The sequence below is a fragment of the Acidilutibacter cellobiosedens genome (assembly GCF_004103715.1).
Lineage (GTDB): Bacteria > Bacillota > Clostridia > Tissierellales > Acidilutibacteraceae > Acidilutibacter > Acidilutibacter cellobiosedens.
Genome location: NZ_CP035282.1, coordinates 2,988,005 through 3,011,141, shown reverse-complemented (window position 1 = coordinate 3,011,141; position 23,137 = coordinate 2,988,005). Strand labels below are relative to the sequence as shown.

Below are 23,137 nucleotides of genomic sequence, written 5' to 3'. Positions count from 1 at the left end.
AATGATGAGAATAGGAATAGGATATGATGCTCACCAACTGACAGAAGAAAGGAAATTAATATTGGGAGGAGTGGAAATTCCTCATGAAAAAGGTTTAAAAGGTCATTCAGATGCGGATGTATTAATCCATGCTATAATGGATTCCATGTTGGGAGCCTTGGCATTGGGAGATATAGGGAAATATTTTCCTGATACCGATATGAAATATAAAGATATATCAAGCTTAATTCTTTTGAAAAGGGTATATAATATAATTAAAGATAAGGGATATGGAATAGGAAATATGGATTGTATTATTGTGGCTCAAAGACCAAAGCTTGCTTCATATATTGATAAAATGAAAGCCAATATATCTCATGTATTGAATATATCAGAGGATAATATAGGTATTAAGGCTACGACTACTGAATACTTGGGATTTGAAGGAAGAGAAGAAGGGATTTCCGCTTATAGCGTTTGTTTGTTAATTCCGATTTAGAACAGAGGATTTAATTTCTGGATAAAGAGAGCAGTATATTTAATATAAATTATTTGACAAGGAGAATTTTTTTTAGTATTATAAAAAAAACAAGATATTGCGTTGAAGGAAAATAGTAGATGATTATGATTTTAGAGAGAAAGTTCAAAGGTGAAATACTTTCAGTCCTCTAAGAATCGAACCCATTCCGGAGCTTTCAGTCAGAATTTAGTATGTCTGAACGATAGTATCGTTAAAACTTATGAGAGGATTTATAAAAATTAAATCCATTAGAGTGGTACCACGGATTTCAAACCTTCGTCTCTTCCTGAGATGAAGGTTTTTTTAGTTTAAACCAAATGAAAGGAGATAGAAAAATGAAAATGTCTGAATTATATGTTCCAACATTAAGGGAAATACCTTCAGAAGCAGAAATACCAAGTCATCAACTTCTTTTAAGAGCGGGTATGATGAGAAAACTGGTTTCCGGAATATATTCCTATTTGCCTTTGGGCTATAGAGTTATAAGAAAAATTGAGAAAATAGTCAGAGAAGAAATGGATAAATCCGGTTGTCAAGAACTTTTAATGTCAGCTATACAACCTAAAGAATTATGGGTGGAAAGCGGAAGATGGGAAAATTATGGACCTGAGATGTTTAAATTAGAGGATAGAAACAATAGAGAATTTTGCCTTGGGCCTACTCATGAAGAATATTTTACTGCATTAATAAAAGATGAAATCAAATCTTATAAGCAATTGCCGCTGAATTTGTATCAAATACAAACAAAATACAGGGATGAAAAGAGGCCGAGGTTTGGGCTTATAAGAAGTAGAGAATTTATAATGAAAGATGCCTATAGTTTTGACAGGGATTTCCAAGGAATGAAGGCAGCCTATCAGAATATGTGGGATGCCTATGAAAAGGTGTTTAAAAAGCTTAGGCTGAAATTTAAAATAGTAGAGGGAGATTCGGGAGCAATGGGAGGAAACGAATCTCATGAATTTATTGCATTATCGGAAGTAGGGGAAGGAAGAATAGCTTACTGCGATAATTGCGAGTATGCGGCAACAGACGAGAAGGCTAAGGTATCCTATGACTTAAAATGTAAGGATGAGGAAGAAAAAAAAGTTGAAAAAGTTTATACTCCGGATTTAAGGACCATAGAGGAAGTGTCGGCTTTTCTGAAAATTGAAGGATGTAATTTTGCTAAGGCACTAATTTATAAGGCAAAAGATGAAATAGTATTTGCTTTGATACCGGGGGACAGGGAATTAAATGAAATAAAATTGTGCCATTATTTAGGTATTGCAGAACATGAGCTTGAATTGGCAGATGAAGATGTAATAAAAGAAATTACCGGAGCTTGTGTGGGATTTTCAGGGCCTATAGGACTAAAAAAAGGAGTAAGGCTTCTTGTGGATTCAAGAATTACTAAGATGAAAAATTTCGTAGTAGGAGCAAACGAAACAAACTATCATCTTAGAAATGTAAATTATAACAGGGATTTTTCGGGAGAAGTCGTAGAGGATCTTCTTCTTGTAAAGGAAGGGGATTTATGCCCTAAGTGTGGAGAACATTTAAAAATGGACAGAGGAATAGAAGTTGGGAATATATTTCAATTAGGTACTAAATATAGTAAAAGTTTAAACGCAACTTATCTTGATGAAAACGGAAAAGGACAGTATTTTTATATGGGTTCTTATGGAATAGGAGTATCAAGAACTGCGGCAGCAATTGTAGAACAATGTCATGATGATAAAGGGATAATTTGGCCATTAATAGTGACACCCTATCACGTAATAATTACAGTAATTAATGTAAAGGATCAGTCCCAGACAGACCTGGGAGAAAAAATATATAAAGAATTGGATAAATTAGGATTAGAAGTGATCCTTGATGACAGAAACGAAAGAGCAGGAGTTAAATTCAATGACAGAGATTTAATAGGCATTCCTATTAGGATTACTGTAGGAAAAAGAGCAAAAGAAAATATAGTGGAATATTCTTTAAGAGCATCAGAGGACAATATGGAAATAAATACGGATAAAATAATTGAAAATATAAAGAGAGAATTTAAAAATCAAGATTTAGATATAAAAGAGATATGAGATCAAGAAAAAGGATTTACCGATTATATTTTTTATCAGTAAATCCTTTCTTTTTATTTTATTTCTATCCCACCGAAAGCTGCTAAGCATGTTATATTAAGGATAGGAGCATTTGGATCTGAATTTATTGGAGTTTTATTGGACCATCCTCCGAATATAGGTAGGCCCGAAACTTCCACTCTCCAATTTTCAGGAACAAATACATCTATCCCTCCAAAGAAAGCATTGAGTTCTAAATAAGCTTCTCCTTCTGAAATGTTTGCTCCCCTTAAATCGATGTCTGCTCCTCCAAACAAAACTGTTACATTTCCTCCCTTAAAAGATGAAGATTGATTTAAAGTATGAAGCCCAGAAAACAAACAGAAGGATTCAATAGTACTTTTGCTGTTCTCTTCACCGACCTGATATTTTTTTGAATTCCTCATTTTGGGTATCAAAAGATTGAAGCCTATGATTAGTAAGATAATAGGCCAGAATATATCCCAAAAGCTAAAATGTATTAAATTTAAATTATATGATTGGAAATAAGCCCCTATTAACAATATTATTATACCTGTGATTTTGGAACTGTTTTTATCCGAAAGTTTGACTAATCCTATAATTATAAGGATTAAGGGCCAATAAGTATGAATGATGTTATTAAAATAGAATCCCGGCAGAAACCGCTGTACGAGAAATCCAACACCGAGTAATATTAATATTATTCCTATAATGTAATTGTTTTTCATATTTTCCTCCCTTCATATTTGATATTATTTTTATAACCCATACCTATTTTATTCACTTTGGATGGGTTATAAAGATCTCTCTGATATGTTAATGTTTTAATAGAAACCCTTTTATTTTATTATATTATGATTATATTCATAAGTACATATAAATTTTATTTTAAATTGTCGGGATAAGATTTCACCCATAGGTTGATACTCTATTATGAGTAGTATATAATTATAACTATAATTAGACTTAAACAGGAGGTGTCAGTTTTGAAAGAAGTAAGATTAAGATTTGCTCCAAGTCCAACAGGTTTTATACATATAGGTTCTATTAGGACTGCTTTATACAACTATTTATATGCTAGACGCAATAATGGAAAGTTTATTTTAAGGATAGAAGATACTGACCAGACAAGATTTGTAGAAGGAGCAATTGAAAATTTAATTAAGTCTTTGAATTGGGCGGGAATTGAAATCGATGAAGGTGTTTGCTTTGATGATAATGGCAATATTATTCAAAAAGGAGAATATGGTCCGTATATTCAATCAGAGAGGCTTAGTATTTACAAGAAATATATAAATGAGTTGATAGAAAAAGGTTACGCATATTATTGTTTCTGTTCTAAGGAAAGGTTGGAGAAAGTAAGGGAGGAACAGAAGGTAAAAGGTCTTATTCCGAGGTACGATGGCCTTTGCAGGAGTATTTCATTGGAGGAGGCAAGGAAACGTATTGCCAATGGAGAAGAATACGTAATAAGACTTAAGCTTCCTCATAATAAGGATATAAAGTTTCACGATTTGGTAAGAGGAGATATTGTTATGAATACAGATGATTTAGATGATCAGGTTCTCATGAAATCAGACGGTTTTCCTACTTATCATTTGGCGGTAGTGGTAGATGACCATTTAATGAAAATAACTCATATTATCCGAGGAGAAGAGTGGCTTGCATCTACACCGAAGCATGTATATCTTTATGAAGCATTTGGCTGGGAGAGTCCTCAATATGTTCATCTTCCCGTGGTACTGAATAAGGACAGAAAAAAATTAAGCAAAAGACAAGGGGATGTATCTGTGGAGGATTTCAGAAAAAGCGGATATCTTCCGGAAGGACTTGTGAATTATCTTGCATTAGTGGGATGGAGTCCGGAAGGAAATGAAGAAATTTTATCCATGGAGGAAATGATAAAGCAATTTTCTTTTGAAAGAGTTGCAAAGACCGGGGGAGTATTTGATAAGGATAAATTGGATTGGGTCAACGGACATTATATCAGAAGTTCAAGCATAAAAAGGATAACGGATCTTTCGATACCCTATTTGATAGAAGCAAATTATATAACAAAAGAGGATGTAAAGAACAGGTATGATTGGATAGAAACTATAGTTGAAACCGTTCAAGAAAGTTTATCTACAATTAAGGATATTGTTGATAAGACAAAGATATTTTTTGAAGATAAAGTAACTTTGGAAGGGGAAGAGGTATTAGAAGTATTAAAAGGAGATCAAGTCCATGTGCTATTTGATGCTTTTGAAGCGGAACTTGAAGATATAGATGAAATAGACAAGGAATTTGCTAAGGGGATAATGAAAAAAGTTCAGAAGAAAACAGGAATAAAAGGGAAAAATTTATATATGCCCATAAGAATTGCTTTAACAGGAAATATGCACGGCCCTGAACTTGTAAACATTATTTATATTTTGGGGAAAGATAAAATAACAGACAGAATAAAATATATTAAAGAAAAATATTTAATATAGTCCTTGAAAATGTCATCATATTATTGTAAAATATAGAACAAATAAATATTAAAAGGTATTGAAAAGGAGAGTAAGCTCAACATGCTCTTAGAGAGGGATTTTTGATTTGGCTGAAAAAAATTTCGGGCCAATGTTTAGCTGAAGTGCACCTTTAAACTGTTGTTCCGAAATTAATTAGGAATTTCCGGTGTTAACCGTTATCAATTTTTGAGTTGGGTTTTTTAATGAAACCAAATCAGAGTGGAACCGCGATAACACCGTCTCTGTAATGTGAGGCGGTGTTTTGATATATAATAAGATAGGAGAATGAGAATATGAGACTGTACAATACTTTAACGAGAAGGAAGGAAAAATTTGTCCCAATAAGGGAAAAAGAGGTAAGTATTTATGTATGCGGCCCTACAGTTTATAATTATATTCATGTGGGCAATGCCAGACCTTTAGTTATATTTGATACTTTGAGGAGATATTTAAAATACAAGGGTTACAAGGTTAAATTTTTAGTTAATTTTACTGATATAGACGACAAGATGATAAAAAAAGCAAAGGAAGAAGGAAAAACCGTTAAAGAAATAGCGGATAAATTTATTGCCGAATACTATAAAGATTCAAAAGGACTTTTAATTGAGGAGGAGGATACGTTTCATCCTAAAGCTACAGACAATATAAAAGAAATCGTTGAATTTGTCCAGGAGCTTATTAATAAAGGCTGTGCTTATAACGTGGAGGGAAATGTATATTTTGATATAACTAAGGATAAAGATTATGGCAAACTCTCAAAGAAGAATATTGATGAACTTATGTGCGGAGCAAGAGTTGAGGTAAGTGAAGAAAAACATAATCCTATGGATTTTGCTCTTTGGAAAAAGGCAAAGGAGGGAGAACCTTATTGGGAAACTCCCTGGGGGAAAGGCAGACCTGGATGGCATATTGAATGCTCCGCCATGGCAAGAGAGTTTTTGGGGGATACTATTGATATTCATGCGGGAGGGGAAGACCTTCAGTTTCCTCATCATGAAAACGAAATTGCCCAAAGTGAGACTTTAACAGGAAAACCCTTTGCCAACTATTGGCTCCATAATGCCATGATAAATGTGGAAAATGTAAAAATGTCTAAATCTAAACTGAACTTTTTTACAGTAAGGGAAATAGGGCAAGTAGTAGATCTGGAAGTTTTGAGGTTTTTTATCCTTCAGTCTCATTACAGAAGTCCCGTTAATTTCAATAAAGAACTTCTCCTTCAGGCAGGAAACGGATTAGAAAGATTATATAACGGGAAGAAAAATTTAGAATATTTATTAAATAAATGTACTACCGTAGAATTTAATGAAAAAGCTGATTCCATGAAAAAAGCAATTGACCTATTTAAAGAAAAATTTATTAACTCAATGGAAGATGACATAAATACTGCTGATAGTGTATCTGCTTTATTTGAACTGATAAAATGGGCAAACACAAATTTAAATGAAAATTCGTTGAAGAATGTGGTACAATATGCATATAGCACTTTAATGGAATTAACAAATATACTGGGCATATTATCTAAAAAAGATGAAATGCTGGATAATGATATAACGGAATTAATTGAAAAGAGAACAGAAGCGAGGAGAAATAAGGATTTTAAGCTTGCGGACAAAATTAGAGATGAATTAAAAGAAAAAGGTATAATACTGGAAGATACATCGGAAGGAGTCAAATGGAAAAGAGTATAGAAAATGGAAAATGAATATAACAACGTATTAGGAAAATTAAAAAATATAACTGTAGAGGAGATAGACAGTTTGTCTCCTCTACAGTTGGCTTACTTAGGAGATGCGGTATACGAACTGTTAGTCAGAACTTATATTATAAATATAAACAGAAATTTGAAGGTTCAGGAACTTCATCAGAAAGCTACAGAATTTGTAAGCGCCAAAGCTCAATCGGATATTATACACAAATTGGAGAAGTATTTAACTGAAGAAGAAATGGGAATTGTGAAAAGAGGGAGAAATGCTAAAATAAATAGCCATCCAAAAAATTTTAGCGTTTTGGAATATAAGTATGCCACAGGATTTGAAACTTTAATTGGATATTTATATTTAAAAGGGCAGGAGGATAGAATCATACAGTTATTTTCTTTCATAGTATAGAGTTATATGGAGGTTTTGATTATGGAGAGCAATTTAAAAGTGAAATTATTAAGATACACCTTAGACGGTGAAAAATTAGTGGCACAGGCGGCAAAGCTCTGTTATTCTTCTGTAACAATTGAAGAAATTGAAGAAGATTTGAATGAAAAAAAAGTGGACAACTTTATTAACATGCTCATGAATTTAGGGCATGAATCTCCTATTGAACATGTTTCCTTCACTTTTGGAGTGGAAGGTATTTCGAGAGTTCTTTCCCATCAATTGGTGAGGCATAGAATAGGGAGCTATTCTCAACAGTCTCAGAGATATGTAAGACTGGATGGTTTTGATTATGTAATTCCTCCGGCGATTGCAGATATTCCTGAAGCTAAAGAGATGTTTCAAAAGGCAATGAAAGAAGATCAACAATATTATAATCAAATTACGGAAATGTTGTATAATGATTATTTGAAAAAGTATATGGATATGGGAGAAAGTGAAAAATCAGCAAGGAATAAAGCTGAAAAATCTTCTATAGAAGATGCCAGATATGTATTTCCCAATGCCTGTGAAACAAAGATAATATTTACTATGAATACCAGAAGTTTATTTAATTTTTTCAGGCTCAGATGTTGTAATAGAGCACAATGGGAGATAAGGCTGTTAGCTACCGAGATGTTGAGATTGGTTAAAGGGGTATATCCTTCTTTATTTAAGAATGCGGGACCTGAGTGTATTATGGGTTCTTGTCCTGAAGGAAAGATGACCTGCGGAAAGATCAATGAAGTGAGAGAAAAATTTTTAAATTTATAATAAGTTGTATGTATTGATACAAATTTTTATGTATAATATATGTAATATCTTTTAAATTTAAAATATGTTAATTTTTGGGATGCATAGGGAGTGAAAATATGGAAGGAGATTATATAGTAGGAAGAAATCCTATTTTTGAGGCACTAAAATCTAATAGGGAAATTGATAAGATATTTATACTTAAAGGCGAGTTAAAAGGAAGCATAAATAAAATAATAGGAGAGGCAAAGGATAGGCATATTCCCATTCAGTATGTAGAAAGAGGAAAGCTGGATGGAATATCGGGCAGTATCCCTCATCAGGGAGTTGCCGCATTAGTTAGTTCCTATGCATATTCAACTGTTGATGATATTTTGAATGCATCGGCAGAAAAGTCAGAAGAACCTTTTATTATAATACTTGATGGAATAGAAGATTCTCATAATTTGGGAGCAATAATAAGAACGGCTGAAGCGGGAGGAGCCCATGGAATAATAATACCAAAACACAGATCTGCAACATTGACTCAGGCTGTTGCAAAGGCTTCAGCAGGAGCTATTGAATGGATTAAAGTGGCAAGAGAAACCAATATATCTGCTACTATACAATACCTTAAGAAAAAAGGACTATGGATATTTGGAGCAGATATGGCTGGTGAAAACTATTATTATGAAACTGATTTAAAAGGGCCTATTGCATTGGTTATAGGCAGTGAAGGTAAAGGATTATCAAGGCTGGTAAAAGAAAATTGCGATTTTCTTATTAAAATTCCTATGGTTGGGCATATATCGTCTTTAAATGCATCAAATGCTGTTTCTGTATTAATATATGAAGTTGTGAGACAGAGAAGTTTGAAAAATGAAAAAAGATGAGAAAAAGTTTAACGAGTATTTGTTTGTTGATGGATATAATATTATAAATTCATGGGAAAAACTTCGCTCTTTGAGCGAAGTGAGCTTAGAAATGGCGCGGGAAGAGCTTATTGAAGTAATGGCGGAATATCAGTATTATTCAGGTATAAAAGTAATAATAGTATTTGATGGTCACTTGGTAAAGGGAAATGGGGGAGAAAGCAATAGGATAAAAGAAGTAGATGTCATATATACAAAAGAATATGAAACTGCCGATCAATATATAGAAAGAGCATTGGATGAAATAGGTAGAATAAAGAAGGTGACGGTAGCTACTTCTGATTGGATGGAACAACAAGTAATTTTAGGAAGAGGGGGGACGAGAATATCGGCAAGAGAATTGGAAATGGAAATATTGGATCAAAAAAGGCTTTTGGAAAACAGAGAAAAGAAGAAGAATGAAACCAATAATTTGATTATGGGAAAACTTGATGATGAGATAATTAAAAAATTGAAGAAGTGGAAAAGTTGTGAATGATCTTGACTATGGACGGATATTTATTTATAATTTAATTAATTAAGTCGGAAATAATATAATTGGCTTTTCTGGAGGGGATACTTAGTGGGATTAGGTTTATACAATGAATTGAACTTATCTTACTTTAACAGCATGGAAGATGAAGATGTGGTGGAAGAGGCAAAAAAAGGGAATCGTCAGGCCTTAGAATATTTGATCAATAGATATAAAAATTTTGTAAGAGCTAAAGCAAGATGCTATTTTTTAATTGGTGCGGATAGAGAAGATATTATTCAAGAAGGAATGATTGGACTTTATAAAGCCATTAGAGACTATAATAAGGATAAGTTAACTTCCTTCAAAGCGTTTGCAGAGTTATGTATAACAAGACAAATAATAACGGCGATTAAAACTGCAACAAGACAGAAACATATTCCTTTGAATTCCTATGTATCTTTAAACAAACCTATATATGATGACGAATCCGATAGAACTTTACTTGATGTTCTTTCGGGAGTTAAGGTTACGGATCCGGAAGAACTTATAATCAGCAGAGAAGAATTGTCCTACATGGAATCAAAGATAGGAGAAATACTCAGTAATTTGGAGTGGGAAGTGTTAACATCATATTTGGATGGGAAAACATATCAAGAAATCGCAGTGGATTTGGACAGGCATGTAAAGAGTATAGATAATGCATTGCAGAGGGTTAAAAGAAAGTTAGAGAGATATCTGGAACTCAAAGAAGATTAGATTAATTTAGTATTGACAAGGAAGAATGTAGGTAGTAAAATACTTAGGGTGGTTATAGATGCCCATGTAGCTCAATAGGCAGAGCACTTGCATGGTAAGCAAGAGGTAACCGGTTCGATTCCGGTCATGGGCTCCAATTTGTGTTATTTTACAGCTATGGAACACCCGGGGGAGTTTATTTAATTAGATTATTGTTTAAGGAGGAATCAAGGAGATGGCAAAGCAACATTATGAAAGAAATAAACCTCACGTAAATATAGGAACAATAGGACACGTAGATCATGGTAAAACGACGTTGACAGCAGCAATCACATTGGTATTGAATAAGAGATACGGATTAGGTAATGTAATGACATACGACAACATAGATAAAGCCCCAGAGGAAAGAGAAAGAGGAATAACGATCTCAACAGCTCACGTAGAGTATGAGACGAAGAAACGTCATTATGCCCATGTAGACTGTCCGGGACATGCAGATTATATAAAGAATATGATAACAGGAGCAGCCCAAATGGACGGGGCAATACTTGTAGTATCAGCGGCAGACGGGCCAATGCCACAAACAAGAGAGCATATATTGCTGGCAAGACAGGTAGGAGTGCCAAAGATAGTAGTATTTTTAAATAAAGCAGATATGGTAGATGATCCGGAATTAATAGAATTAGTAGAGATGGAAGTAAGAGACCTGTTAAACGAATATGAATTTGACGGAGATAATACGAAGATAGTAGTAGGGTCAGCATTAAAGGCATTAGAAGATCCGGACGGGAAATGGGGAGACAAGATAATAGAATTAATGGATGTAGTAGATGAAGAGATACCGCAACCGAAGAGAGAAACAGATAAACCATTCTTAATGCCGGTAGAAGATATATTCAGTATAACAGGCAGAGGGACAGTAGCAACAGGAAGAGTAGAAAGAGGAGTATTAAAAGTAGGAGACAATGTAGAGATAGTAGGATTGTCGGCAGAGCCGAGGACAGTAGTAGTAACAGGGTTAGAGATGTTCAGGAAGATATTGGACGAAGCGCAAGCAGGAGATAATATAGGAGCATTATTAAGAGGAGTACAGAGAGCAGAAATAGAAAGAGGGCAAGTATTGGCGAAACCGAAGAGCATAACACCCCATACAAAATTTAATGCCCAAGTATATGTATTGACGAAAGAAGAGGGAGGAAGGCATACACCATTTTTCAACGGATATAGACCTCAGTTTTACTTCAGGACAACAGATGTAACTGGGAACATAGAGTTGGAAGAAGGAGTAGAGATGGTAATGCCGGGAGACCATGCGAACTTCAAGATAGAATTAATAACGCCGATAGCAATGGAAGAAGGATTAAGATTTGCAATCAGAGAAGGCGGAAAGACAGTTGGAGCTGGAGTAGTCAGCAAGATTATTGAATAAAATTTAATATAGCTTTAGAGGAAAGACTAAGTCTTTTGACTTGGTCTTTTTTAAAGGATTAAAAAAGACAGATAAGGATAAAATATATTTATGCTGTATATTTTTGTGAAGATAGGTTTTTTTTACTTTAATTTTTTATTGACATAATATTTAATTTGTGATAGTTTATATTAAGTAATGCAGTAAAATTGGGTTTTTGTATATTTAACATATAGCATATTTAGTGTTTTAGGAGGTGGCTGGATTGAGGGATATGGTTATTTTAGCATGTACAGAATGTAAACAAAGGAATTATACTACAACAAAAAATAAAAAGAAGAATCCTGAAAGAATGGAGCTTAAAAAGTATTGTAAATTCTGTAAAACTCATACTGTTCATAAGGAAACCAAATAGATAAAAGAATAAAAATAAGGATGTGAATTTTATGGCTGCTCAAACAGATGCTCAAAAGGGTAAATTACGTGCATATTTCAGAGGAGTTAAATCCGAAACTAAAAAGGTAATATGGCCTACAAGAAAGGAGCTTATTAATTACACGGGAGTAGTAATTTTCATGTGTTTAATAGTAAGTTTTGTAGTATGGCTTTTGGATTTGGGGATAAATCGTTTATTGGGACTTATTGTAAAGTAATATGAGGGAGGGAAGGGCCTAATTTAGAGGTTCTTATGCTTATGGTTGATATGACTGAAACAAGAGAAGAGAGAGTCAAAAAAGCTAAATGGTATGTAGTACATACTTATTCCGGCTATGAAAATAAGGTAAAGGCAAATATTGAAAAGATGGTGGAAAACAGAGGAAAAATAGACGATATATTTGAAGTTATTGTGCCTACGGAAGAGTATGTAGAATCAAAGAGTGGGACAAAAAAGGTAAAAGAAAGAAAACTTTTTCCGGGCTATGTTATTGTTAAAATGATAATAAATGATGAATCTTGGTATCTTGTAAGAAATACAAGAGGAGTTACAGGATTTGTAGGCCCAGGATCTAAACCTGTACCGCTGACAGACAAAGAAGTAAGAGCGTTGGGAGTACAAGAAATAGTTGTATCAGACATTGATTTAAAAATCAAGGATGCAATTAAAGTTATAGCAGGTCCCTTTGAAAGTTTTATAGGTACTGTAGAAAGTATTAATGCAGAGAAGAGAAAAGTCAAAGTTTATATTTCGATGTTTGGAAGGGAAACTCTTGTAGAATTGGATTTTGATCAAATTGAAAAATTGTAAAATTGCTTATAAAAGCTATTAAGCTTTTTTAGATAGATATATAACAGTGGGAGGGTTTACCCGACAAACCACGAAGGAAATAAGGAGGTGTTAATTTATGGCAAAGAAAGTCATAGCTATAGTGAAACTTCAGATCCCTGCTGGGAAAGCAACTCCAGCACCGCCGGTAGGTACAGCATTAGGACCTCATGGTGTGAATATAATGGCTTTCACTAAAGAGTTTAATGCAAGAACTGCAGATCAAGTAGGAATGATAATTCCGGTTGTTCTAACGGTTTACCAAGATAGATCTTTTACATTTATTACAAAGACCCCACCTGTTTCCGTACTATTAAAGAAGGCAGTAGGAATTGAATCAGGTTCAGGAGAACCAAATAAAAAGAAAGTTTCTAAGATTTCCAAGGCTAAAGTAAAAGAAATCGCTGAAATTAAAATGCCTGATTTAAATGCAGGAAGTATTGAAACTGCAATGAGTATGGTAGCAGGAACCGCAAGAAGTATGGGTATAGTTGTAGAAGAATAAACAGTGGGAGGAGATTCCGTTAATACCACAAGGAGGGAAATTATGCCAAAGAGAGGTAAAAATTATCAAGAAAGTTTAAAAATAATTGACAGGACTAATTTATATGATTCTAAAGAGGCTATAGAATTAGTTCAACAAACTGCAAAAGCAAAGTTTGATGAAACCATTGAACTTTCCATAAAATTGGGAGTTGATCCAAGACATGCTGATCAGCAGGTAAGAGGAACAGTAGTTCTTCCCCATGGGACAGGAAAAACTAAAAAAGTATTAGTTTTCGCTAAAGGTGAAAAATTAAAAGAAGCAGAAGAAGCAGGAGCGGACTTTTTTGGAGGAGAAGAACTTGTAGCTAAAATTCAAAACGAAAATTGGTTTGACTATGATGTGGTAGTAGCTACTCCCGACATGATGGGAGTTGTAGGAAGGCTAGGAAGGATATTAGGCCCGAAAGGTTTAATGCCTAATCCAAAATCCGGAACTGTAACTTTTGATATAGAAAAAGCAGTGAAGGAGATTAAAGCCGGAAAGGTAGAATACAGAGTTGATAAAACAAGTATTATTCATGTTCCTATAGGAAAGAAATCCTTTGGAGATGAAAAGTTGAAGGAGAATTTAGATGCTATAATGGAAGCTGTTATTAAAGCAAAGCCTGCCGCATCAAAGGGAAGATATTTAAAAAGTATTGTTATTTCCAGCACTATGGGTCCTGGAATCAAGTTAAACACTCAGAAATTTATGGAATAACTATTGACAGGAATGTATCTTATTGATACAATTTTGTTGTTTAATTTATATAGCTTAATAATTATGTAATATTTAAGCCGTAGACAGTAGGGACTTATGGGTTTAAAAATCCTACCGAGGTGAGATAAACTGATCTGTGAGATTAGGGTCTCTTCCGTATCTGCGAAGAGGCCTTTTTATTTTAAAGATTAACGGATTCTGAGGAGGTGAGACAGATGAAAGAAGAAGTACTTCAAAAGAAAAAAGAGATAGTTGAAGAAATAAAAGGGAAAATTAATAACGCCAAAAGTATAGTCATAGTTAATTATAGGGGATTAAATGTTGAAGAAATTACTCAGCTAAGAAAAAATTGCAGAGACTCTAAAGTGGATTATAAGGTATATAAAAATACTCTTATGAAATTTGCTTTTAAAGATACAGGGTATGAGGAATTTAACCAATATTTAAATGGACCTAATGGAGTTGTTTTCAGTTTAGAAGATCCTGTTCAGGCGGCAAAAGTTACTCAAGATTTTGCAAAGGATCATGATAATCTGGAAATAAAAGCCGGAATATTAGATGGCAAAATAATAGGGGCAGATGATATTAAAGCTTTAGCAACTCTGCCATCAAAAGAGGTACTTATTTCAAAGGTACTTGGAGGATTTAACGCTCCGATAACGGGATTTGTTAATGTACTTCAAGGAAATATTAGAAATCTTGTATATACTTTAAATGCAATAAAGGAAGAACAGGAAAAACAAAGTGCATAAATTAAATAAAAAATTATGATGGAGGGAATATATAAATGGCAAGTGAAAAAGTATCAAATTTAATTGAGGAAGTTAAAAACCTTACGGTTTTAGAATTATCAGAATTAGTTAAAGCATTGGAAGAGGAGTTTGGAGTAAGTGCAGCCGCACCGGTAGCAGTTGCAGCCGCACCGGCAGCAGGAGGAGCAGCTCCGGCAGCAGAAGAAAAGACGGAATTTGATGTAATTCTTTCCGAAATAGGAGCACAAAAGATTAAAGTTATAAAAGTTGTAAGAGAAATTACTGGATTGGGATTAAAAGAAGCTAAGGACTTGGTAGATGGTGCTCCAAAGCCGGTTAAAGAAGGAGTAGCGAAGGATGAGGCTGAACAAATTAAGACCAAGTTAGAAGAAGTAGGAGCTACGGTAGAGTTAAAATAAATTATTATATAAAAGAACTCTCAATATTGAGAGTTCTTTTATAACCCATAGGGGAATCATATATACCTTAGTGTATATTTTCCGTTAAATGAGTTTAAAAAAGGCTTTCTAAATATATTAATGCTTATATAGAAGCCTTTTTTATTGTTCAAAAATATTGAATAAATCAACTTGACATCTTTACTTAATAGTGGTAATATAAAAAGATGCATAATAGTCGAAAAAATAAATAGGTTGTATAAATAATTACGCACTTGTCAATACTATAATAGATATACTCTCAACACAGATTACCAAAAGTAACCAATACTTTTGGCTATTTTAGTTTTAATAAGGGGTGAAAATTTAATGGTAAGTCCTGTTACATATGGTAAGTGTGAAAGAATGAGTTATTCAAGAATTAAGGAAGTATTAGAACTGCCAGATTTGATTGAGGTTCAAAGAAGCTCCTATGAGTGGTTTTTAAAAGAGGGGCTGAAGGAAGTATTTGAGGACATTTCTCCGATACAGGACTATACAGGTAATTTAATACTTGAATTTGTAGATTATGATATGGATGAAGAACCTAAGTACAGTGAAGAGGAAGCAAGAGAGAGGGATGTAAATTATTCTATACCTTTAAAAGTAAAAGTTAGGCTTATAAATAAAGAAACAGGAGAAGTTAAAGAACAAGAAGTATTCATGGGTGAATTTCCGTTGATGACGGAAAAAGGTACGTTTATTATTAATGGAGCCGAGAGAGTTGTAGTTAGTCAGTTGGTAAGATCTCCGGGAGTTTATTTTGCAGATGAATTTGATAAAGTAGGGAAAAAACTTTATTCATCTACTGTTATACCTAACAGAGGAGCGTGGCTTGAGTATGAGACAGATTCTAATGACGTTATATATGTTAGAATTGATAGAACGAGAAAGCTCCCTATTACTACTTTTTTAAGAGCTTTAGGGATTAACAGCAATGTGGAAATAATTGAATATCTTGGAGAAACCGAACAGGTTTTGAGAACAATTGAAAAGGATAATACTAAATCTGAAGAAGAAGCATTAATAGAAATATATAAGAAGTTAAGACCGGGAGAACCTCCGACAGTTGAAAGTGCCAGTACATTGCTGAACAACTTGTTTTTCGATTCCAAAAGATATGACTTGGCCAAAGTGGGAAGATATAAATTTAATAAAAAGTTAGCTCTTCGCAATCGTATTGCAGGAAGAAAAGCCTTTGAAAATGTTATAGATTTTCAAACGGGAGAAATAGTCGTCGGAAGAGGCGAAATGATTAACAGGGAAAAAGCAATTGAGATAGAAAACCGAGGAATAAATAAAGTAGATATAATGAGCGAAGATGAAAGACCGGTAAGAGTTTTGGGAAATAATTTTGTAGATATAAAAGCATTTAATTTACCCTTTAGTACTGATGATATTGGATTAAAAGGAAAAATTCATTATACCACAATGAAAGAACTTATGAATAATTATAAAGATCCTACAGAATTGAAACAGGCAATGGAGGAGAAACACAGAGAGCTTTCCCCAAAACATATTACTTTTGACGACATACTGGCAAGTATAAGTTATGAATTTAATTTATTCTTTGGAATAGGAAATACTGACGATATTGACCATTTAGGCAATAGAAGACTTCGTTCCGTTGGAGAGCTGCTTCAGAATCAGTTTAGAATTGGGCTTTCCAGAATGGAAAGAGTAGTTAGAGAAAGAATGACTATACAAGATATAGATGTAGCCACGCCTCAGGCGTTAATCAATATAAGGCCCGTAGTAGCTTCGATTAAAGAGTTTTTTGGAAGCAGTCAATTATCCCAGTTCATGGACCAAACTAATCCTTTAGCGGAATTAACTCATAAGAGGCGAATGTCTGCATTAGGGCCGGGAGGTCTTAGCAGGGACAGAGCGGGATTTGAAGTAAGAGATGTTCATCATTCTCATTATGGGAGAATGTGTCCTATAGAAACTCCAGAAGGACCTAACATAGGACTTATTACATCTTTAACTACTTATGCCAGAATTAATGAATATGGTTTTATAGAAGCTCCTTACAGAAAAGTGGACAGTAAAAGAGGAGTAGTTACTGATGAAATAGTTTATTTAACCGCTGATGAAGAAGATGAATATATAATTGCTCAGTCAAATGAAGTTTTAGATGAAGAAGGCAGATTTGTAAATAAGAGGGTAATAGCCAGAGGCAAAATGGGTGTTATTGATATATTTCCAAGTAGTGAAGTAAACTTCATGGATGTATCTCCTAAGCAAATTGTATCGGTAGGAACTGCCATGATTCCTTTCCTGGAAAATGATGATGCAAATAGGGCTCTGATGGGAGCGAACATGCAGCGTCAGGCTGTTCCGCTATTAAAAACCGAATCACCTATAATAGGAACGGGAATTGAATATAAGGCAGCAAGAGATTCCGGAGTAGTATCAATTGCTCGCCATAAAGGTGTTGTCACGAAGGCGAGTTCAGACGAAATTTTGATTAAAAGAGACGAAGATGGCCAGGTCGACAGATATAAGCTGTTGAAGTTTAAACGTTCTAATCAGGGGACGTGTATTAATCAACGACCTATAGTTTGTCAGGATGAAAGGATAGGAAAAGGTCAGGTAATAGCTGATGGCCCAAGTACTGATAATGGCGAAATCGCTTTAGGAAAAAATCTTCTTGTTGCTTTTATGACGTGGGAAGGATATAACTATGAGGATGCCGTTCTTGTAAGTGAAAAGTTAGTTAAGGAAGACATTCTTACCTCAATTCATATAGAAGAATATGAGACAGAGGCAAGAGATACAAAACTTGGTCCTGAAGAGATAACAAGAGATATTCCAAATGTTGGAGAAGATATGCTTAAGGATTTGGATGAAAGGGGAGTAATCCGAATAGGAGCGGAAGTTAAGTCGGGAGATATATTAGTGGGGAAAGTAACCCCTAAGGGTGAAACGGAGTTAACGGCCGAAGAAAGACTTCTTAGAGCAATATTTGGAGAAAAGGCAAGAGAAGTCAGAGATACTTCCTTAAGAGTACCTCATGGTGAAACAGGAATAATATTAGATGTTAAAATATTTACCAGAGAAAATGGCGATGAGCTATCTCCGGGAGTAAACCAAATGGTTAGAGTTTATATATCTACAAAGAGAAAGATAAATGTTGGAGATAAAATGTGTGGAAGACACGGAAATAAAGGTGTTATTTCAAGAATACTTCCTGAAGAGGATATGCCTTATCTCCCCGATGGTACACCTATTGAAGTGGTTCTTAATCCGTTAGGAGTTCCTTCTCGTATGAATTTGGGGCAAGTACTGGAAGTTCATCTGGGACTTGCAGCTAAAAAACTTGGCTGGAAGGTAGCAACTCCGGTTTTTGACGGAGCTAATGAGCAGGATATAATAGATGCTTTAGTAAAAGCCGGTTATCCTGAAAATGGGAAGATTTTATTAAGAGATGGAAGAACCGGTGAATATTTTAACAATCCCGTAACAGTAGGTTATATGTATATGCTTAAACTTCATCATCTTGTTGATGATAAAATTCATGCAAGATCTACCGGACCTTATTCTTTAGTGACACAGCAACCTCTTGGAGGAAAAGCTCAGTTTGGAGGCCAAAGATTTGGAGAAATGGAAGTTTGGGCACTGGAAGCTTACGGAGCATCTCATACTTTGCAGGAAATACTCACTGTAAAATCGGATGATGTAGTAGGGCGTGTCAAGACTTATGAATCAATAGTTAAAGGAGAAAATATTCCGGAACCTGGTGTTCCTGAATCTTTTAAAGTGTTAATTAAAGAATTACAAAGCTTAGCTTTAGATGTAAAGGTGTTGACTGAGGAAGATAAAGAGATAGAGATAAAGGAATCAACAGATGATGATGTAGAAGATTTGGATTTAATAGGAGAAGATATTGATGAAAATAAAGTAACTGAAGATGATAAAATAGCTAAGGATGAAGAAGAACAAGATGAGGATTTTGACGATGATGAAGATTATTCTTTAGATTTTGATGATGACAATAATATATAATTTATCAATTATATTAATTTATATAAAGTTTTAAACTTTATTATAGAAAGGAGAGATCGCTCCTTGTTTGAATTAAATAATTTTGACTCAATTAGAATTGGTCTTGCTTCTCCGGATAAAATCAGACAGTGGTCAAAGGGAGAGGTTAAAAAGCCTGAGACAATCAATTACAGAACTTTAAAACCCGAAAAGGAAGGACTGTTTTGTGAAAAGATATTTGGTCCTACAAAGGATTGGGAATGTCACTGCGGTAAATATAAGAGAGTAAGATACAAAGGCGTTGTTTGTGACAGATGTGGAGTTGAAGTAACTAAATCAAAGGTTAGAAGAGAAAGAATGGGACATATTGAACTGGCGGCTCCTGTATCTCATATCTGGTATTTTAAAGGGATTCCGAGCCGAATGGGGCTTATGTTGGATATGTCGCCGCGAGCTCTTGAAAAAGTTCTATATTTTGCAGCATATATTGTTGTAAATCCGGGGGATACTTCATTGTCAGAAAAACAATTGCTGACAGAAGTGGAATATAGAGAAGCTCTTGAGAAATATGGCAATAGATTTAAAGCTTTAATGGGAGCTGAAGCTATTGAAGAACTTCTTTCGAAGATCGATTTGGATAAAGAATCTAAGGAGCTAAAAATTCAACTTAAAGATGCTACCGGTCAAAAAAGAATCAGAATAATAAGGAGACTGGAAGTGGTAGAGGCTTTTAGAAAATCAGGGAACAGACCTGAATGGATGATACTTGAGGCTGTACCTGTTATTCCTCCGGATTTGAGACCGATGGTTCAGTTGGACGGAGGAAGATTTGCAACATCAGATTTAAACGATTTGTATAGAAGAGTTATAAACAGAAATAATAGGCTTAAAAGACTTCTTGATTTGGGTGCACCCGATATTATAGTAAGAAATGAAAAGAGAATGCTTCAAGAGGCAGTCGATGCTTTAATTGATAATGGCAGAAGAGGAAGGCCGGTAACGGGTCCTGGGAACAGGCCTCTTAAGTCCCTTTCGGATATGCTTAAAGGAAAACAGGGAAGATTTAGACAAAACCTTTTAGGCAAACGAGTGGATTATTCAGGAAGAAGCGTTATAGTGGTAGGGCCTGAATTAAAATTCTATCAATGCGGACTTCCCAAGAAAATGGCTTTAGAGTTGTTTAAACCTTTTGTTATGAAAGAACTTGTAGAGCAGGGATATGCTCACAATATTAAAAGTGCCAAAAGAATGGTTGAAAGAGTTAAACCGGCAGTATGGGATGTATTGGATGCAGTTATAAAAGATCATCCGGTATTGTTAAATCGTGCTCCTACTCTTCATAGGCTTGGAATTCAGGCTTTTGAACCTGTTCTCGTGGAAGGAAAAGCTATTAAATTACATCCTTTAGCATGTACACCATATAATGCTGATTTTGACGGAGATCAAATGGCAGTCCATGTTCCGCTGTCGACAGAGGCTCAAGCAGAAGCAAGACTTCTTATGCTTTCTGTGAATAATATATTGGCTCCTAAAGATGGTAAGCCTATAACTATTCCTACTCAGGACATGGTTCTTGGAAGTTATTATTTGACAGTAGATAACCCTGGAGAAAAAGGGACAGGAAAAATCTTTAAAGATTATGATGAAATGATTCATGCTTATTTCAATAAAGATGTGGGAATCCATGCTGTAGTTAAGGTAAGAATGAGATTGAATGATGAAGATAAAAGAGGCAAATTAGTAGAGAGTACCGTAGGAAGGTTCATATTTAATGAACACATACCTCAAGATTTAGGTTTCGTAGACAGGACAAAGGATAAATATTCTTTGGAGTTAGATACTTTGGTAGATAAGAAAAAACTGGGCAGTATTATTGAAAAATGTTATGAAAAACATGGAAACAGTGTTACCGCAACGGTCCTTGATCATATAAAATCTGTAGGTTTTCATTATTCTACTATAGGAGCTATTAGCGTAGGTATGGATGACGTAGTAGTGCCAAAGGAAAAGGAAGAATTAATTGCTAAAGCAGAAGCCGAAGTAGATAAGCTTGAGAAATCCTATAGGAGAGGACTTATTTCTGAAGAAGAAAGATATGAGAAGGTAATAGAAGTATGGAATAAAACTACAGAAGACGTAACGGATGCATTAATGAATGGTATGGACAGAATGAATAACATATTTATAATGGCTCACTCAGGAGCAAGAGGAAGCAAAAATCAAATAAGACAGTTAGCGGGAATGAGAGGACTTATGGCCAGTGCTTCAGGTAAAACTGTGGAGATACCTATTAAGGCTAATTTTAGAGAGGGCCTCAGTGTGTTGGAATTCTTTATTTCTACCCATGGTTCCAGAAAGGGATTGGCAGATACAGCTCTTAGAACTGCGGATTCTGGATATCTGACAAGGAGACTTGTAGATGTAAGCCAAGACGTTATAGTAAGAGAGGAAGATTGCGGCACAGATCAATATATAATAGCTAAAGCCTTCAAGGATGGAAAGGAAGTTATTGAAGACCTTAAGGACAGAATAACTGGCAGATATTCCTTTGAAGATATCTTAGATCCCGTTACAAAAGAACTAATAGTAAGCAAAGATGAAATGATAAGTGAAAGTACAGCGAAAAAAATACAAGATTGTGGTTTAGAAGAAGTAAAAATAAGATCCGTCCTCAGTTGTAAAACACGTCACGGAGTTTGTGCTAAATGTTATGGAAGAAACCTTGCCACAGGTAATGAGGTGAATATCGGAGAATCCGTAGGAATAGTTGCGGCTCAGTCTATAGGAGAGCCTGGTACCCAACTTACTATGCGTACTTTCCATACGGGAGGAGTTGCTGGTGCAGATATTACACAAGGTCTCCCAAGGGTCGAAGAATTATTTGAGGCGAGAAAGCCGAAAGGATTAGCTCAAATTTCGGAGATATCCGGAGAGGTAACAATAAATGAAACAAAGAAGAAAAAGGAAGCAGTGGTAACATCCAAGGATGGCACAACCAAAGCTTACAGTATACCTTATGGTTCCAGGCTTAAGGTAAGAACGGGAGATTTCTTAGAGGCAGGAGATGAAATTACAGAAGGAAGTTTAAATCCTCATGACATATTGAAAATAAAAGGAGTTGTGGGAGTTGAAAACTATCTGGTAAAGGAAGTTCAAAGAGTATACAGACTTCAAGGTGTTGATATAAATGATAAGCATATTGAAATAATAGTAAGGCAGATGCTTAATAAGGTAAAAGTTGAGGATTCAGGAGATACGGATATGTTACCGGGAAGTCTTGTTAATATTCATGAATTTGAAAATAGCAATAATGATACTGAGAAATTTGGAGGCAAACCCGCCACAGGAAAACGAGCTTTACTTGGAATCACAAAAGCTTCATTGGCAACGGATTCTTTCCTATCGGCTGCAAGTTTCCAAGAGACCACAAGAGTTCTAACAGATGCTGCAATAAAAGGAAAAGAGGATCATCTCATAGGGCTTAAGGAGAATGTAATAATAGGGAAATTGATACCGGCAGGAACTGGAATGAAGAGGTATAAAGAAATTGAGATAGTACCTACTGAAGAGAAAGTAGATGAATCTCCGAATACAAATGAAAATATGGTGGATGAAAATATTGTTGACAGCCAAACTAACTGATGGTAAAATGTATTAGTGTTAAATTTAAGATGAATTCTTTTACATTAAAGATTATGTGGATTTATCCACATAATCTTTAAGATGTTTAAAAGGAGGAATATTATGGCAGCGAATTTAAATCAGAATAAAAGAATTGTAGGAATAAAACAAGTTAAAAGAGCTTTAAATTCTGATAAAGTTCAAACTGTATATATTGCGAAAGATGCAGAACAAAGAGTAACAAGTCCTGTAGAAATATTATGCAAAGAAAAGCAAATAGACATTGTTTATATAGATACAATGAAAGAATTAGGAGAAATATGTAATATTGATGTTAATGCAGCAGTTGCTGCGTTACTTAAATAGATTCTAATTAA

General features: G+C 34.6%; 21 protein-coding genes, 1 tRNA gene and 3 other annotated features. Of the genes, 21 read left to right on the top strand and 1 reads right to left on the bottom strand.

Annotated features, from left to right (window positions below; translation table 11 throughout):
* Positions 1-4 precede the first annotated feature (4 nt).
* Together ispF and EQM13_RS14535 are read left to right on the top strand one after the other, a co-directional pair.
* A complete protein-coding gene (gene ispF / locus EQM13_RS14540; RefSeq protein WP_071140178.1) occupies positions 5-478 on the top strand; it encodes a 2-C-methyl-D-erythritol 2,4-cyclodiphosphate synthase in 474 nt (157 codons plus the stop codon).
* A 93-nt stretch (positions 479-571) separates the two neighbouring features.
* Positions 572-786, top strand: a binding site (T-box leader).
* A gap of 48 nt (positions 787-834) precedes the next feature.
* The gene (locus EQM13_RS14535; protein WP_128753061.1) at positions 835-2,568 is read left to right on the top strand and encodes a proline--tRNA ligase; all 1,734 of its coding nucleotides are present in this window, start codon (positions 835-837) and stop codon (positions 2,566-2,568) included.
* Positions 2,569-2,621: 53 nt separating this feature from the next.
* On the opposite strand, the gene EQM13_RS14530 is transcribed toward EQM13_RS14535, so the two are convergent.
* Complete coding sequence (locus tag EQM13_RS14530) at positions 2,622-3,296, bottom strand: LiaF transmembrane domain-containing protein (RefSeq protein WP_128753060.1); 675 nt, start codon at positions 3,294-3,296, stop codon at positions 2,622-2,624.
* A gap of 258 nt (positions 3,297-3,554) precedes the next feature.
* Between EQM13_RS14530 and gltX the strand changes: the two genes are divergently transcribed.
* From gltX to EQM13_RS14435, 19 genes are all read left to right on the top strand, one after another.
* Entirely contained in the window at positions 3,555-5,042 is a 1,488-nt protein-coding gene (gltX, locus tag EQM13_RS14525; RefSeq protein WP_128753059.1) for a glutamate--tRNA ligase, read from the top strand.
* A 49-nt stretch (positions 5,043-5,091) separates the two neighbouring features.
* Positions 5,092-5,310: a binding site (T-box leader), on the top strand.
* Between the two features lie 46 nt (positions 5,311-5,356).
* Complete coding sequence (cysS, locus tag EQM13_RS14520) at positions 5,357-6,754, top strand: cysteine--tRNA ligase (protein ID WP_071140182.1); 1,398 nt, start codon at positions 5,357-5,359, stop codon at positions 6,752-6,754.
* 3 nt (positions 6,755-6,757) lie between these two features.
* A complete protein-coding gene (locus EQM13_RS14515; RefSeq protein WP_071140183.1) occupies positions 6,758-7,174 on the top strand; it encodes a Mini-ribonuclease 3 in 417 nt (138 codons plus the stop codon).
* Positions 7,175-7,195: 21 nt separating this feature from the next.
* The gene (thyX, locus tag EQM13_RS14510) at positions 7,196-7,966 is read left to right on the top strand and encodes an FAD-dependent thymidylate synthase (protein ID WP_128753058.1); all 771 of its coding nucleotides are present in this window, start codon (positions 7,196-7,198) and stop codon (positions 7,964-7,966) included.
* 98 nt (positions 7,967-8,064) lie between these two features.
* Complete coding sequence (gene rlmB / locus EQM13_RS14505) at positions 8,065-8,817, top strand: 23S rRNA (guanosine(2251)-2'-O)-methyltransferase RlmB (RefSeq protein ID WP_071140185.1); 753 nt, start codon at positions 8,065-8,067, stop codon at positions 8,815-8,817.
* Positions 8,804-9,334, top strand: coding sequence for an NYN domain-containing protein (locus EQM13_RS14500; RefSeq protein WP_128753057.1), 531 nt, complete (start codon positions 8,804-8,806; stop codon positions 9,332-9,334). Before rlmB ends, EQM13_RS14500 begins: the two co-directional genes overlap by 14 nt.
* 84 nt (positions 9,335-9,418) lie before the next feature.
* Positions 9,419-10,066 carry an RNA polymerase sporulation sigma factor SigH gene (sigH, locus tag EQM13_RS14495; RefSeq protein WP_114218408.1) on the top strand — a complete coding sequence of 216 codons (648 nt, stop codon included), beginning with the start codon at positions 9,419-9,421 and terminating at the stop codon, positions 10,064-10,066.
* A gap of 60 nt (positions 10,067-10,126) precedes the next feature.
* Positions 10,127-10,202: transfer RNA gene (locus EQM13_RS14490), tRNA-Thr, on the top strand.
* A 78-nt stretch (positions 10,203-10,280) separates the two neighbouring features.
* On the top strand, positions 10,281-11,474 hold the full coding sequence (tuf, locus tag EQM13_RS14485) for an elongation factor Tu (protein ID WP_128753056.1): 1,194 nt from the start codon (positions 10,281-10,283) through the stop codon (positions 11,472-11,474).
* Positions 11,475-11,718: 244 nt separating this feature from the next.
* Positions 11,719-11,868, top strand: coding sequence for a 50S ribosomal protein L33 (rpmG, locus tag EQM13_RS14480; RefSeq protein ID WP_071140190.1), 150 nt, complete (start codon positions 11,719-11,721; stop codon positions 11,866-11,868).
* A 31-nt stretch (positions 11,869-11,899) separates the two neighbouring features.
* The gene (gene secE, locus EQM13_RS14475) at positions 11,900-12,106 is read left to right on the top strand and encodes a preprotein translocase subunit SecE (protein ID WP_071140191.1); all 207 of its coding nucleotides are present in this window, start codon (positions 11,900-11,902) and stop codon (positions 12,104-12,106) included.
* Positions 12,107-12,147: 41 nt separating this feature from the next.
* Entirely contained in the window at positions 12,148-12,699 is a 552-nt protein-coding gene (gene nusG, locus EQM13_RS14470; RefSeq protein ID WP_071140192.1) for a transcription termination/antitermination protein NusG, read from the top strand.
* 97 nt (positions 12,700-12,796) lie between these two features.
* Complete coding sequence (gene rplK / locus EQM13_RS14465; RefSeq protein ID WP_114218410.1) at positions 12,797-13,222, top strand: 50S ribosomal protein L11; 426 nt, start codon at positions 12,797-12,799, stop codon at positions 13,220-13,222.
* Between the two features lie 42 nt (positions 13,223-13,264).
* Positions 13,265-13,963, top strand: a complete 699-nt coding sequence (gene rplA, locus EQM13_RS14460; protein WP_071140194.1) for a 50S ribosomal protein L1 — start codon at positions 13,265-13,267, stop codon at positions 13,961-13,963.
* Between the two features lie 59 nt (positions 13,964-14,022).
* Positions 14,023-14,151 (top strand) — a sequence feature (ribosomal protein L10 leader region).
* Positions 14,152-14,178: 27 nt separating this feature from the next.
* A complete protein-coding gene (gene rplJ, locus EQM13_RS14455; protein WP_071140195.1) occupies positions 14,179-14,715 on the top strand; it encodes a 50S ribosomal protein L10 in 537 nt (178 codons plus the stop codon).
* Positions 14,716-14,750: 35 nt separating this feature from the next.
* Complete coding sequence (gene rplL / locus EQM13_RS14450) at positions 14,751-15,134, top strand: 50S ribosomal protein L7/L12 (RefSeq protein WP_071140196.1); 384 nt, start codon at positions 14,751-14,753, stop codon at positions 15,132-15,134.
* 348 nt (positions 15,135-15,482) lie between these two features.
* On the top strand, positions 15,483-19,160 hold the full coding sequence (gene rpoB, locus EQM13_RS14445) for a DNA-directed RNA polymerase subunit beta (RefSeq protein ID WP_128753055.1): 3,678 nt from the start codon (positions 15,483-15,485) through the stop codon (positions 19,158-19,160).
* A 63-nt stretch (positions 19,161-19,223) separates the two neighbouring features.
* Positions 19,224-22,781, top strand: coding sequence for a DNA-directed RNA polymerase subunit beta' (rpoC, locus tag EQM13_RS14440; protein ID WP_071140198.1), 3,558 nt, complete (start codon positions 19,224-19,226; stop codon positions 22,779-22,781).
* Positions 22,782-22,883: 102 nt separating this feature from the next.
* Entirely contained in the window at positions 22,884-23,126 is a 243-nt protein-coding gene (locus EQM13_RS14435) for a ribosomal L7Ae/L30e/S12e/Gadd45 family protein (protein ID WP_071140199.1), read from the top strand.
* The last annotated feature ends 11 nt before the right edge of the window (positions 23,127-23,137 follow it).

What these genes read in the sequence shown, in the direction of transcription:
- ispF (WP_071140178.1), top strand. Translation starts at nt 5, where the DNA reads ATGAGAATAGGAATAGGATATGATGCTCACCAACTGACAGAAGAAAGG.
- EQM13_RS14535 (WP_128753061.1), top strand. Translation starts at nt 835, where the DNA reads ATGAAAATGTCTGAATTATATGTTCCAACATTAAGGGAAATACCTTCA.
- EQM13_RS14530 (WP_128753060.1), bottom strand. Translation starts at nt 3,296, where the DNA reads ATGAAAAACAATTACATTATAGGAATAATATTAATATTACTCGGTGTT.
- cysS (WP_071140182.1), top strand. Translation starts at nt 5,357, where the DNA reads ATGAGACTGTACAATACTTTAACGAGAAGGAAGGAAAAATTTGTCCCA.
- EQM13_RS14515 (WP_071140183.1), top strand. Translation starts at nt 6,758, where the DNA reads ATGGAAAATGAATATAACAACGTATTAGGAAAATTAAAAAATATAACT.
- thyX (WP_128753058.1), top strand. Translation starts at nt 7,196, where the DNA reads ATGGAGAGCAATTTAAAAGTGAAATTATTAAGATACACCTTAGACGGT.
- rlmB (WP_071140185.1), top strand. Translation starts at nt 8,065, where the DNA reads ATGGAAGGAGATTATATAGTAGGAAGAAATCCTATTTTTGAGGCACTA.
- EQM13_RS14500 (WP_128753057.1), top strand. Translation starts at nt 8,804, where the DNA reads ATGAAAAAAGATGAGAAAAAGTTTAACGAGTATTTGTTTGTTGATGGA.
- tuf (WP_128753056.1), top strand. Translation starts at nt 10,281, where the DNA reads ATGGCAAAGCAACATTATGAAAGAAATAAACCTCACGTAAATATAGGA.
- secE (WP_071140191.1), top strand. Translation starts at nt 11,900, where the DNA reads ATGGCTGCTCAAACAGATGCTCAAAAGGGTAAATTACGTGCATATTTC.
- nusG (WP_071140192.1), top strand. Translation starts at nt 12,148, where the DNA reads ATGGTTGATATGACTGAAACAAGAGAAGAGAGAGTCAAAAAAGCTAAA.
- rplK (WP_114218410.1), top strand. Translation starts at nt 12,797, where the DNA reads ATGGCAAAGAAAGTCATAGCTATAGTGAAACTTCAGATCCCTGCTGGG.
- rplA (WP_071140194.1), top strand. Translation starts at nt 13,265, where the DNA reads ATGCCAAAGAGAGGTAAAAATTATCAAGAAAGTTTAAAAATAATTGAC.
- rplJ (WP_071140195.1), top strand. Translation starts at nt 14,179, where the DNA reads ATGAAAGAAGAAGTACTTCAAAAGAAAAAAGAGATAGTTGAAGAAATA.
- rplL (WP_071140196.1), top strand. Translation starts at nt 14,751, where the DNA reads ATGGCAAGTGAAAAAGTATCAAATTTAATTGAGGAAGTTAAAAACCTT.
- rpoB (WP_128753055.1), top strand. Translation starts at nt 15,483, where the DNA reads ATGGTAAGTCCTGTTACATATGGTAAGTGTGAAAGAATGAGTTATTCA.
- EQM13_RS14435 (WP_071140199.1), top strand. Translation starts at nt 22,884, where the DNA reads ATGGCAGCGAATTTAAATCAGAATAAAAGAATTGTAGGAATAAAACAA.